At 67.4% G+C, this 12,234-nt stretch carries 10 protein-coding genes; 1 reads left to right on the plus strand and 9 read right to left on the minus strand.

Features of this window, described 5'->3' with window-relative positions:
• Positions 1–289: 289 nt before the first annotated feature.
• From OXM58_03290 to OXM58_03330, 9 genes are all read right to left on the minus strand, one after another.
• Positions 290–694 (minus strand): nucleotidyltransferase substrate binding protein, encoded by a 405-nt coding sequence (locus OXM58_03290; GenBank protein MDE0147372.1) that lies wholly within the window; start codon positions 692–694, stop codon positions 290–292.
• Entirely contained in the window at positions 682–1,023 is a 342-nt protein-coding gene (locus tag OXM58_03295) for a nucleotidyltransferase domain-containing protein (GenBank protein MDE0147373.1), read from the minus strand. Before OXM58_03295 ends, OXM58_03290 begins: the two co-directional genes overlap by 13 nt.
• Before the next feature lie 40 nt (positions 1,024–1,063).
• On the minus strand, positions 1,064–4,702 hold the full coding sequence (locus OXM58_03300; GenBank protein MDE0147374.1) for a hydantoinase B/oxoprolinase family protein: 3,639 nt from the start codon (positions 4,700–4,702) through the stop codon (positions 1,064–1,066).
• A gap of 146 nt (positions 4,703–4,848) precedes the next feature.
• Positions 4,849–5,673 carry a putative hydro-lyase gene (locus OXM58_03305; GenBank protein MDE0147375.1) on the minus strand — a complete coding sequence of 275 codons (825 nt, stop codon included), beginning with the start codon at positions 5,671–5,673 and terminating at the stop codon, positions 4,849–4,851.
• Positions 5,674–5,695: 22 nt separating this feature from the next.
• Positions 5,696–7,048 (minus strand): TRAP transporter large permease subunit, encoded by a 1,353-nt coding sequence (locus OXM58_03310; GenBank protein ID MDE0147376.1) that lies wholly within the window; start codon positions 7,046–7,048, stop codon positions 5,696–5,698.
• 1 nt (position 7,049) lies between these two features.
• Entirely contained in the window at positions 7,050–7,682 is a 633-nt protein-coding gene (locus tag OXM58_03315) for a TRAP transporter small permease (protein ID MDE0147377.1), read from the minus strand.
• Positions 7,683–7,809: 127 nt separating this feature from the next.
• Positions 7,810–8,886, minus strand: a complete 1,077-nt coding sequence (locus OXM58_03320) for a TRAP transporter substrate-binding protein (protein ID MDE0147378.1) — start codon at positions 8,884–8,886, stop codon at positions 7,810–7,812.
• 179 nt (positions 8,887–9,065) lie between these two features.
• Positions 9,066–9,968 (minus strand): LysR family transcriptional regulator, encoded by a 903-nt coding sequence (locus OXM58_03325; GenBank protein ID MDE0147379.1) that lies wholly within the window; start codon positions 9,966–9,968, stop codon positions 9,066–9,068.
• The gene (locus tag OXM58_03330; protein MDE0147380.1) at positions 9,965–10,141 is read right to left on the minus strand and encodes a hypothetical protein; all 177 of its coding nucleotides are present in this window, start codon (positions 10,139–10,141) and stop codon (positions 9,965–9,967) included. Before OXM58_03330 ends, OXM58_03325 begins: the two co-directional genes overlap by 4 nt.
• A 252-nt stretch (positions 10,142–10,393) precedes the next feature.
• On the opposite strand from OXM58_03330, the gene OXM58_03335 reads away from it, so the two are divergent.
• Positions 10,394–12,022 (plus strand): AMP-binding protein, encoded by a 1,629-nt coding sequence (locus OXM58_03335; GenBank protein MDE0147381.1) that lies wholly within the window; start codon positions 10,394–10,396, stop codon positions 12,020–12,022.
• Positions 12,023–12,234: the final 212 nt, after the last annotated feature.

Here is a 12,234-nt window from a genome sequence, read left to right on the forward strand (position 1 = left end):
GCTTTATGTTCCTGCCCGACAATATAGGAAACAATGTGAGAATGGCAAGCATTTTTCTTGATGTTTTCCTACCCGTTTTTTCGGCCGCGCAAACCCCCATCCGTCATATCGACCGAGCGCCTCCCCCCATCCGTCATATCGACCGGAGCCTCGGCCCCCGGCCGGGGCGGAGTGGAGATATCTTTCACGCGCGATGCCGGGACCGAAGCGTCCAGGCTGAAAGATTTCTCCGCTCCGCCGTCCTCCGGACGGCTCCGGTCGAAATGACGGGGGAGCGAAACGCTGCGCGCTATGGCCGCTGCCGCGCGCGGGCGGCGATGTCCGCGAACCAGGCGGCCAGCGTGTCGCGATGTCCGGGCAGCCGCGCGAAAATTGCCGCTGCCACTTCTTCCCTATACATGTGGCTTGTCAAATTCCGGTCCTTCGCGGCCTGCAAGCACGCCTCGGCTGCGTCTTCGTCGCCGATGCCGACTTCCCGGCAGGCTCGGATCACAGCGCCCGGCGATCCCGCCTCGACCTGTTCCATGACCGCCAGATAGCGCTGCGCCGCCTTCCAGACGGCTTCGAAAGTAAATTCGAAGCGCTTGATCGCTGCGTCGCGCTCGACGTCCGTCGGCGCTTCGACCGCCAGAATTTCGCCGAACCGCGCCAACGCCGCTTCGGCATCGTGCAGCCGCCGGGTCAGCCGCTCCACAGAATGCCCTTCCGCCGGACGGTTTCGGCAAATTCGGCATCCGCGTCGGACAGGTCCACGACATGGACGGTGCGCGGCACGGTGCTGAGTTCCAGCGTCTCGTGGAGGTCCGGGAGGAAACCCGCCGGCAGGGGCGCGGACGGATCGATCGCAACGTCGATGTCGCTGTAAACCCGTTCCGTCCGGTCGGCGAACGACCCGTAGAGCCAGACCCGCGCCTCAAGGCCGCCGAGCGCGCCCAGCACGATGGCGCGGACGGCATCCAGCCGCGCCCGGCGCTTTTCCTCGGCGCGCGTGCCTTTCAACTGCAGGGGTGCGGCAACGGTCATGGCCGGAAACTATGGCCGCAACCGCGCGCGGGCAATCGCCCTATTCCGCCGCCTCGCGCATCGCTTCCGGCTTGCCGTAGCCGCCGCCGCCGGGCGTTTCGACCACGAAGACGTCGCCGGGGCCGACCTGGCACTTGTCGGTGCCGGTCATGGCGACGGTGCTGCCGTCGGCGCGCTCGATCCAGTTGCGGCCCTTCGCGCCCGGTCCGCCGCCGGCCGCACCGAAGGGGGCGTAGATGCGGCGCGAGGCCAGGATGGCGACCGTCATGTCTTCCAGGAAGCGCAGCCGGCGCACCGAGCCGTCGCCGCCGCGCCAGCGCCCGGCGCCGCCCGAGCCGTGGCGCAGGCGGAAATCCTCCAGCAGCACCGGGAAGCGCCATTCGAGGACTTCCGGGTCGGTGAGGCGCGCGTTGGTCATGTGGGTCTGCACCGCGCTCGCCCCGTCATGGCCCTCGCCCGCCCCCATGCCGCCGGCGACGGTCTCGTAATACTGGTGCCGGTCGTTGCCGAAGGTGACGTTGTTCATGGTCGACTGGGCCGAGCCGAGCACGCCCATGGCGCCGTAGAGCGCGTTGGTGACGATCTGCGAGGTCTCGACGTTGCCGGCGACGACGGCGGCCGGGTATTGCGGCTTCAGCATCGAGCCGTCGGGAATCACGATGTTGAGCGGCTTGAGCACGCCCTCGTTCATCGGGATGTCCTCGTCGACCAGGGTCCGGAAGACGTAGAGCACGGCGGCGCGGCAGACCGCCGAGGGCGCGTTGAAATTGTTCGGCAGCTGGGCGGACGTGCCGGTGAAGTCGATCTCCGCCGTGCGCTTCTCCCGGTCGACCCGGATGGCGACGCGGATCTCGCCGCCGGCGTCGATCGGGCTGACGAACGCGCCGTCGGACAGCCGGTCGAGCACCCGGCGGACCTGCTCCTCGGCATTGTCCTGGACATGGCCCATATAGGCGTGGACGACGTCGAGCCCGAACTGGCCGATCATCCGGCCGATTTCCTGCACGCCCTTCTCGTTGGCGGCGATCTGGGCCTTGAGGTCGGCGATATTCTGGTCCGGGTTGCGCGCCGGATAGCGTGCGCCGGTCAGCAGGGCGCGGGTTTCCGCCTCCAGAAAGCGGCCGTCCTCGACCAGCAGGGCGTTGTCGAACAGCACGCCCTCTTCCTCGACGACACGGGAATCCGGCGGCATGGAGCCGGGCGTGATACCGCCGATATCGGCGTGATGGCCGCGCGAGCCGACAAAAAACAGAATGGTCTGTTTATTTTCCGCGAAGACCGGCGTGATGACGGTGACGTCGGGCAGATGGGTGCCGCCGGCATAGGGCGCGTTGAGAACGTAGACCTCGCCCGGCCGCATGGTGCCGGCGCGGCGGCGGACGATCGCGCGCACGCTCTCGCTCATGCTGCCGAGATGGACCGGCATGTGCGGCGCGTTGGCGATCAGGTCGCCGGCCGGGCCGAAGATGGCGCAGGAGAAATCCAGCCGCTCCTTGATGTTGACCGAGTAGCTGGTGTTCTCCAGCACCGAGCCCATCTGTTCGGCGACCGACATGAACAGGTTGTTGAACACCTCCAGCATCACCGGATCGGCCCGGGTGCCGACGGCGACGCCGCGGTCGAGCGCGACGACCCGCTCGAGCACCAGGTGGTTGCGGTCGGTCACCGTCGCGGCCCAGCCGGGCTCGACGACGGTGGTCGCGGTCGCTTCCCGGACGATGGCCGGGCCGGCGATGCGGTCGCCGGGCTGCAGCCGGTCGCGGTCGAAAATCGCGGATTCGTGCGATTCTCCGCCGGAAAAGAAGCGCGTGCGGTCGATAGCCTCCGGCGCGGCGTCGTTCCTGCGCGCGACCACGGCGTCCTCGACCCGGTCGGTCGCGCCGACCGCCTCGACGGAGACCGCCTCCACGACCAGCGGCTTTTCCGGCACCGTGAAGCCGTAGCGCTGGCGATGGGCGTCCTCGAAGGCGGCGACCGTTTCCTCAAGCGTCCCGGCGGCGACGACGATCGCCGCATCGGTGCCGTCGTAGCGGATATGGGCGCGGCGGTGGACCGCGATATTTTCAGCAGGAACATTTTGATCGGAAATTTCCGAAACTGCCGAACCAGCGAGCCTGTCGAGAGTGGCGTCCAGCTCGCCGACCAGGCCGGCGTCCAGCACCGCTTCCACGGCGGTCTCGCGCAGCGCGCGGACATCGGCGAGCCCCATGCCATAGGCGGAGAGCACGCCGGCGAAGGGATGGATGAAGACCCGGGTGACGCCGAGCGTATCGGCGATCGGGCAGGCGTGCTGGCCGGCCGCGCCGCCGAAGCAGGCCAGCGTGTATTCGGTGACGTCGTAGCCGCGCTGGATCGAGATTTCCTTGATCGCGTTGGCCATGTTCTCGACCGCGATGGTGAGGAAGCCCTCGGCGACCTGCTCGGGCGTCCGCCGGTCGCCGGTCGCCCGCTCGATCTCCTGCGCCAGGGCGGCGAAACGCCGGACGACGACCTCCCGGTCCAGCGGCAGGTCGCCGCCCGGCCCGAACACGGCGGGGAAGTGGTCCGGCTGGATCTTGCCCAGCATGACGTTGGCGTCGGTCACGGTGAGCGGCCCGCCGCGGCGGTAGCAGGCCGGCCCCGGATCGGCGCCGGCGCTGTCGGGCCCGACGCGGTATTTCGCGCCGTCGAAATGCAGGATGGAGCCGCCGCCGGCCGCCACCGTGTGGATCTGCATCATCGGCGCGCGCATCCGCACCCCGGCGACCAGCGTCTCGAAGGCGCGCTCGTACTCGCCGGCATAGTGGGACACGTCGGTCGAGGTGCCGCCCATGTCGAAGCCGATCAGCCTGTCGAAGCCGGCCATCTCCGCCGTGCGCACCGCCCCGACGATGCCGCCCGCCGGGCCGGACAGGATCGAATCCTTGCCCTGGAACCGGCGCGCGTCCGTCAGGCCGCCGTTCGACTGCATGAACATGAGCGCGGTATCGCCGATCTCGGCGGCGACCCGGTCGACGTAGCGGCGCAGGATCGGCGACAGGTAGGCGTCGACCACCGTGGTGTCGCCGCGCCCCACCAGCTTCATCAGCGGGCTGACCTCGTGGCTGACCGAGACCTGGGCGAAGCCGATGTCGCGGCACAGGGCGGCAACCCGTTTCTCGTGGCCGGCATAGCGGTAGCCGTGCATGAACAGGATGGCGACCGAGCGGTAGCCGGCCTCGAAGGCGGCGCGGATGTCCGCCTCGGCGGCGGCGAGATCGAGCGGCGTTTCCACCGTGCCGTCGGCCATCACCCGCTCGGTTACTTCGACAACCCGGCTGTAGAGCAGCTCCGGCAGCACGACGTTGCGCGCGAACAGGCGCGGGCGGACCTGGTAGGCGATGCGCAGCGCGTCGGCGAAGCCCTTTGTGACGACCAGAAGGGTGCGCTCGCCCTTGCGCTCGAGCAGGGCGTTGGTCGCCACCGTCGTGCCCATCTTCACGGCGTCGATCCGCTCCGCCGGAATCGGCTGGCCGGCACTCAGGCCCAGCATGTCCCGGATGCCCTGGATCGCCGCGTCGGGATAGCGCTCCGGGTTCTCCGACAGCAGCTTGTGGGTCGCGAGCCGCCCCTCCGGCGCCTTCGCCACCACGTCGGTAAACGTGCCGCCCCGGTCGATCCAGAACTGCCAGCCGCGTCCGGAGGTGTCGGTCGTCGTCATCGCGTTACGATCCGTTGCTCTCGCTGAAACCGAAAGCGCAAGTCTCCGCCATCGTCACACCGGCGTAGTCCGGCGTTCGGGTTATCGTCAAGGTCGCCTTTCCGATATGGTTCCGCGCCGGGGCGATGCTCTTCCCGCCGCGCCGCTCAGAACACCGCCAGCGAACTGTTCGGCAGGTCCGTGATCAGCATCGAGCCGGGCTTGTGGGTGATGCAGAGCGGCGGTTTCGCGCGCTCGATGACCGCTTGCGGGGTGACTCCGCAGGCCCAGAAGACCGGCACTTCGCCCGCCCGTATCTCGACCGCGTCGCCGTAGTCCGGCGCATCGATGTCCGCGATGCCGATGGCGGCCGGATCGCCGAAATGGATCGGCGCGCCGTGGACGCTGGGATAGCGCGACGTGGTCTGGATCGCCCGGATGGCGTCGGCCGGCGAGAACGGCCGCATGGACACGACCGTCGGGCCCGAGAAGCGCGGCGTGGCGGCGGTCTCGATATTCGTCTTGTACATCGGCACGGTGGTGCCGGCGTCCCAGTGGCGGAGGCGCAGCCCGGCCTGGACGAGCGCATGCTCGAAGGAGAAGGAACAGCCCAGGACAAAGGTCACCAGATCGTCGCGCCACCAGTCGTGCAGATCCGTCGTCTCGGCGACCGGCTTTCCGTCCATGAATACGCGATAGGCCGGCACGTCGGTGCGAATGTCGATATCGTCGCCCAGCTCCGGCAGCATCGGATCGCCCGGCTCGGAGACGGCGATGGGCGTGCAGGGTTTCGGATTGCGGCGGCAGAAATGCAGGAATTCGTCGGCCCAGTCGCCCGGAAGCACGGCGACATTGCCCTGGACGATCCCCGGCCCGAGCGCGCTGGTCTGGCCGGTATAGGCGCCGCTGCGAATCGGTTTGCGCGCCGACTGCGCACCCCGGACCAGGACATCGGTATGGCCGGCGGCGGCCGAGACAGTCATTTCGTTCATGGCAGGTCTCCTGTCCCGGTCCCTAGAATATCGAGCCCAGGAAATCGACGAAGAACCAGGAAATCACGGGCACTGCATGGTCCTGGAAAAGGTTCAGCGTGAGCGGGGGAAACAGAACGATCAGGGCGATCATCACGAACATGGTGACGACGAACGGCAGCGAGCCGGAAATCGTGTCCGTGATCGAGCCCCGGGCCCGCACACCCTGGACCACATACAGATTGACCCCGACGGGCGGCGTGATCAGCGCGGTTTCGAGCAGGATGATCATGATGATGCCGAACCACACCTTGTTGGCGTCGGCGTCCGCCAGTCCGAAATCCTGCTGCGCGACGATCGGCACCAGCAGGGGCGCCGTCAGAATCAGCATGGAATAGGTCTCCATGAAGCAGCCGAGGACGACCAGGAAGACGATGATCGCAAGCAGCAGTTCGTAGGGCGACAGGCCGAGCGCCGTGATCCCGGCCGTCATCGCCTGGATCACGCCGGCGATGCCCAGGACGAAATTCAGGAACACGGCGGCCAGGATGATCAGCATGACCATTGCCGTCGTCGTCATCGCGCCCTCGACCGCCTGCGCGATCATGCGCAGCGACAACCGCCCGTGGAACGCCGCCAGGATCAGCGCGAACACGACCCCGAGCGACGCTGCCTCCGTCGGGGTGGCAAAGCCGGCATAGATCGACCCGACCACGACCACGAACAGCAGGACCGGCGGCAGCAGATCGATCAGCGCGACGAAGCGTTCCCGCCAGGTCGCCCGGATGCGCTCGCCGCCCCAGTGCGGGCGGGCGAGGCAGGCGATCATCACGGTCAGCATGAACAGGCTGGCCAGCAGGAAGCCGGGCAGAAAACCGGCCAGATACAGGTCCGGCACCGAGGTGTCGGTCAACAGCCCGTAGACGATCAGGTTGATCGACGGCGGGATGAGGATGCCGAGCGTGCCGCCGGCCGCCAGCGTGCCGAGAAACAGGCGCTCGTTATAGCCGCGTTTGTCGACTTCCGGCAGCGCCACGGTGCTCACGGTCGCGGCGGTCGCCACGCTGGAGCCGGACGTCGCGGAGAACATGGCGCAGGCGCCGATGTTGGAGTGCATCAGCCCGCCGGGCAGCCACGACAGCCACTTCGCCATTGCATCGTACATGCGCTGCGCGATGCCGGAGCGCAGCAGAATTTCGCCCAGCAGGATGAACATGGGGATGGCGATCAGGATGAACTCCCGGCCGGTCTGCCACAGGTTTTCGGCGATCGCCCGGACCAGCGGCATGGGCGAATAGACCTCGCCGACGACGATCGCGAGCACGCCGATCGCGCCGGCGACCGGCACGCTGGCGGCCAACAGGACGAGCAGCAGGACGAGGGTGTTTGTCGCCATGTCACACGCCCCTGCGACCGTCGGGCCGGGTCCCGCCGCCGCTCTCGCCCAGAAAGGCGGTCTCGCTGGCGATCTCTTCCTCGCTGCTGCGGCTGCCGATCAGGCCGGCGACGCGGTCGTGCCGCCACAGGAGCAGAGCGGCAACGGCAAGAACGAACAGGACCGCGCCGGTCAGCAGGAACAGGGCCATGCCGAGGATCCACAGACCCTGCCAGATCCACACCCTGGCCTGGAGCGGCGTGATCGAGCGGGTGTCGTTGGCCCGGTTCTCCACGAACAGGTTCACCGAGTGCCAGAACACGACGGCCACGAAGCCGACGAGAAGGACCAGGCTGAAGACGTCCAGGAAGGACCGCAGCCAGGCCGGCAGCCGCAGGTAGACGACATCGATCCGGACATTCGCGCGGTTCAGCAGCGCGAACGGCAGGGCCCACATGGTGCTGACCGCGAAGATGTAGCCCGACACCTCGTCGGCGCCGCCGAGGCTCATACCGAAAAACTTGCGGACCGTGATTTCGACGGTCACGAGCCCGGCCGAGAACAGAATCCCGGCGCCGCCGATCCAGATGGCCGACCGGGAGATCCAGGTCAGCAGCCGAACGATTTCGGCGCCGGGGACGCGGCCGCCGCGCACCGGCTCCGGGCCGCTGTCAGGTGGGACGACGGAAGACAAGGCATTCCAGAGGTATCACGAAACGGGGCCGGCGGAAGATCGTTTCCCGATCGCGCCGGCCCCGATTCGCTGATTGCGGCGGAGGCGCCTAGTTGGCGATGGTCATATTCATGACCTTGCCGATGGTGGCGTTCCAGTCCTTCACGCAATTCGGCCGCTTTTTCTTGCAGCGTTCGGCCCAGCGTTTCAGCACATGGCTGTGCAGGATTTCGGTCCGCTTGGCGAGATCGGCCTTGCTCGGCGTCACGAGTTTCATCCCGCCCGGCTTGCCCATCGTACACTCGCCGCCGGTGTTGCAGGACAGGCCCATGGCATCTTCGGCCCCCGTCGTCTTCCACATGCGGTCTTCCAGCATCCGGAATTGCGCGGTGAAGAAAGCCCTGGTTGCGGCGTCCAGCTTGTTCCAGCGTTTCAGGTTGAAGGCGCCGAAAGAGATGCCCCAGCCCACCCGCATGGCATAGGCGTGCGTCGCGACCTGATGCCATTTGGCGTTATAGGCCGGCGTCGTGCCGGTGATGCCGCAGTCGGCGAGCTTCTTTTCCAGCGCCGGCACCACTTCCCCGAACGCGATGGTGGTGGAGACGCCGCCGACGCCTTCCACGAAGTCGCCCAGAGTGGCGCTGTAGACGCGGATTTTCTTGCCCTTCAGGTCCCCGATTTTCCCGATTTCGGCATTGCACCACAACATCTGGCTCGGAAACGGGTAGAGGACCATGAGCTTGGCTTCGAAAACCTCCTCGAACGCCTTTGCCATGATCGGCCGGTATGCATTCACGATGGCCCGCGCCGTGCCGATGTCCTGGGCGACGGCCGACAGGTCCGGCCCCTCGAAGACCGGGTCTTCGCCGGCCACATAGCCGATCACGCCGAACGCCATATCGAACACGCCCAGCTTGAGAAGCCGGGTCATCTCGAAGCCCTTCAGGCCGACTTCGGTGATCGGCTGGACCTTGGCCGTGATTTTGCCGCCCGAGGCCTTCGGCACGACATCGCGCCAGAACGGGCCCTCATGTTTCTTGAAGTTGTTCAGGTTGCCCCAGGTGCCGACGGCGTTGAACGTCTGGCGCTTCAGGTCCTGTGCGTGCGCGGCGTTGACCGCCACGGCGCCGGCGACCAGCGCGGCCCCGGCTGCCAGGCGCAATCCCCTGGTTGTCATTCTCGGCATGATAATCTCCACTGGTTCCTCGTCCGGAAGCTCGGTTGGAGCAGCCGTCCGGCGCCTGAGGCGCCGAAATCGTCGCTTGCTGCCGCCTGACACCGCTCCTCGAACGCCGATCGTACGAGCAGCAATTCAATCAAACAAATTGATTGTTTTTTGGATAATTCATAAAAATATTTTATTAATCATCCGGCAGCGACGGTGCTTCGGCGGACTTTCGCGGCATTGTCGGCCAGGTGGCCGACGAGCTGCGCCAGAGGGTTCGGCGGGCTGGCGGGCCAGGTCGATGTAAAGGCAAGGCTTGCGAGCGGCAAGTCGGTATCGACCAGGCGCAAGCGGCCGTCCTCGATCTGCGGACGGACAATGTCCAGAGGCACCGCCGCCAGGCCGACGCCGTCCTCCGCCATCCGAATCATCGTCGCCACGGAACTCGAACCGCTGATCCGCGGCGTCGGCAGGTCCGGACGGCTCAGCGCCTGCCGGATCTGCAGGTGCGGACGGGTCTGCCGCAGGAAGGTGACGATCGGCACTTTCGCCATGGCCTCGAGCGTCAGCCGCCGGGGCGGAAGGATCATCGCAGGTCCCGCCACCCACGCCATCTCGTAGGCGCACAGGGCCCGGTTGATCATGCTGGGCTCCGACACCGGCCCGAGCAGGAAGGCGATATCCAGCTCCCGCGCAACCAGTTGCTCGCGCAGATTCACGGACAGGTCGACATACAGTTCCAGCGACACGCCCGGATAATCGGCGTGAACCTGGCGAATCAGTTCCGGGATCCAGTCGTGGACCAGCGTCTCCGACGTGCCGAGCCGAACCAGGCCCGTGAGCGCATTCCGGTCGCCGACGGCCGCCTTAATTTCCGCCGCAAGCGCGACATAGCGTTCCGCCCGGGGCAGCAGATCCAGGCCGGCCGGCGTCAGCTGCATCCGGCGGCCGGTCCGGTCGAACAGCTTGACGCCCAGTTCGTCTTCCAGGGCCGCGATCCGGGCGGAAATGGCCGGCTGGGTCGCGCCCAGCCGGTCGGCCGCCGCCGTGAAACTTCCCAGCGTCGCCGCCCAGACGAAGGTTTCCGCATTCTTCAGGTTCATGGCGCAAGAAGGGTCGCGACGTTCCTCTGTACGATCCGGCGCGCGAGCGCGTCGGGATGGCGCCGGTGAGTTACCGGCATCCGCTTGCGGGCCATCGGCCGGCCACCCGGCGCATCGGTTACGACATCGATAAGGGCGCCGCCCCGGTCGATCCGGAACCGCCGGCCGGTCATGGTCCCGTCCGCTGAATGGCGTCCGGTGCAATAGAAGCCAGCGCCCGCCGTTTCGCAAGGGCGACCGGGCGACCCCGGGGAGCCGGGGCTTCGTCCTTCGAGACGGGCGTTTCGAGACGGCCCTTCGGGCCTCCTCAACGCCCTCCTCAGGATGAAGAGACATATTGACTTGACATTCTCAGCTTCATCCTGAGGAGAGGTTGAGGAGCGGTCCGCAGGACCGCGTCGCGAAACCTCGTCTCGAAGGACGCCATGCGCCGGATCGAATCGCCTCTCGTTCATCCCTTCGCCGGCTTCGACATTCCGGCGCTGGTCGCCGCCCGGGCGGCGAGCCATCCGGACAAGCCGTTCCTGGTGTGGGAGCCGTTCGCCGGGCCGCGCGCGAGCTGGACCTTCGCCGAATTCGCCCATGAGGTCGACCGCGTTGCCGCCGGCCTGGCGGCGCGGGACATAAAGGCCGGCGACAGCCTCCTGGTCCATCTCGACAACTGCCCGGAAATCCTGTTCGCCTGGTTCGCCTGCGCGAAGATCGGCGCGATCTGCGTCACGACCAACGCGCGCTCGGCGGCCGATGAGATGACGTATTTCGCCGACCATTCCGGCGCCGTCGCGGCGATCACCCAGCCGAAATTCGCCGCCATGATCGGCGGCGCCTGCAAGGATCTGCGCTGGGTCGCCGTCACCGATACCGACAACGGCGAGGCGCCCGCACCGGGCAGCGCGCCGGGAAGCGGATCCGGAAGAGGATGGGGCGGGGACAGCTTCGCCCGGCTGGCTGGCGATCCGGCCGATGCGCCGTCCCGCCCCGCCGACCCGATGGCACCGCTGTCCGTCCAGTTCACCTCGGGCACGACCTCGCGGCCCAAGGCGGTGCTCTGGCTGCACGGCAACGGCCTGTGGGGCGCCAGGATCAACGCGCTGCACGAGGATCTGCGCGAGACCGACTGCCACCTGACCTACCTGCCGCTCTTCCATGCCAACGCCCAGGCCTATTCGGCGCTCGCCTCGCTGTGGGTCGGCGCGGGCTGCGTGGTCCAGCCGCGCTTCTCGGCCCGCCGGTTCTGGGACGTGGCGATCCGCAACGGCTGCACCTGGACCAGCATGGTGCCCTTCATGAACCGGGCGCTGATGGATCACGACGTGCCGGAGCGCCACCCGATCCGGCTGATGGGCAACGGCATCTGCAGCCCGCCGACCGACGAGATTTTCGGCGTCAAGACGATCGGCTGGTGGGGCATGACCGAGACCGTCAGCCACGGCTTCGTCGGCGACGTCCACCTGCCGAACCGGCCGCTCTCCGTCGGCAAGCCCTCGGTCGAATACGATATCCGGGTGCTGAACGAGGCCGGCGACCCGGTCGGCCCGGACGAGACCGGCGACCTGTTCATCCGCGGCGTGCGCGGCATCTCCATGTTCGCCGAATATCTCGGCAACGAGGAGGCGACGGCCGAGGCGTTCGACGAGGAAGGATTTTTCACCACCGGCGACAAGATCACGGTCCACAGCGACGGCTTCTGCAGCTTCGCCGACCGGGCCAAGGACATGCTCAAGGTCGGCGGCGAGAATGTCGCCGCCTCGGAGGTCGAACGGGTGATCGCCGAGCAGCCGCTCGCCCGCGAGGTCGCGGTCGTCGCGAAGAAGCATCCGATGCTCGACGAGGTGCCGGTCGCCTACATCCTGGTCGACGGCGGGGCCGCCAACGCGCCGCCAGACTACGGCGAGCGCATCGTCGCCGCCTGCCGGCAGTCGCTGGCCGACTTCAAGGTGCCGACGGAGGTCCGCCTGGTCGACGACTTCCCGCGCTCGACCATCGAGAAGATCGCCAAGAACGTATTGCGCGCCGAACTGGAAGCGGAGAGGAAGGACAACGGCGAAGGCTGACGGGACGCAGTCTCTGGCAAAGCTCTTCGAGACGAGGTCCCGCGACGACGCCTCGCGCATCCGCTGCGCTATACCTCCCCCTCTTCAGATGGGGAGGTCGGGGAGCGAAGCGAGCCGGGTGGGGGTGCAGTCGCGACAGGCACGGCCTTACCGGCGCGCGGACACCCCCATCGACCTCGCTGCGCTCGGCCACTTCCCCCTCTGAAGAGGAT

The organism is Rhodospirillaceae bacterium, assembly GCA_028819475.1.
Classification (GTDB): Bacteria; Pseudomonadota; Alphaproteobacteria; order Bin65; family Bin65; genus Bin65.

Excerpts from the sequence above, each read along its gene's own strand:
- OXM58_03300 (MDE0147374.1), bottom strand. The coding sequence starts at position 4,702 with ATGACGACGACCGACACCTCCGGACGCGGCTGGCAGTTCTGGATCGAC.
- OXM58_03325 (MDE0147379.1), bottom strand. The coding sequence starts at position 9,968 with ATGAACCTGAAGAATGCGGAAACCTTCGTCTGGGCGGCGACGCTGGGA.
- OXM58_03295 (MDE0147373.1), bottom strand. The coding sequence starts at position 1,023 with ATGACCGTTGCCGCACCCCTGCAGTTGAAAGGCACGCGCGCCGAGGAA.
- OXM58_03305 (MDE0147375.1), bottom strand. The coding sequence starts at position 5,673 with ATGAACGAAATGACTGTCTCGGCCGCCGCCGGCCATACCGATGTCCTG.
- OXM58_03310 (MDE0147376.1), bottom strand. The coding sequence starts at position 7,048 with ATGGCGACAAACACCCTCGTCCTGCTGCTCGTCCTGTTGGCCGCCAGC.
- OXM58_03320 (MDE0147378.1), bottom strand. The coding sequence starts at position 8,886 with ATGCCGAGAATGACAACCAGGGGATTGCGCCTGGCAGCCGGGGCCGCG.
- OXM58_03330 (MDE0147380.1), bottom strand. The coding sequence starts at position 10,141 with ATGACCGGCCGGCGGTTCCGGATCGACCGGGGCGGCGCCCTTATCGAT.
- OXM58_03335 (MDE0147381.1), top strand. The coding sequence starts at position 10,394 with ATGCGCCGGATCGAATCGCCTCTCGTTCATCCCTTCGCCGGCTTCGAC.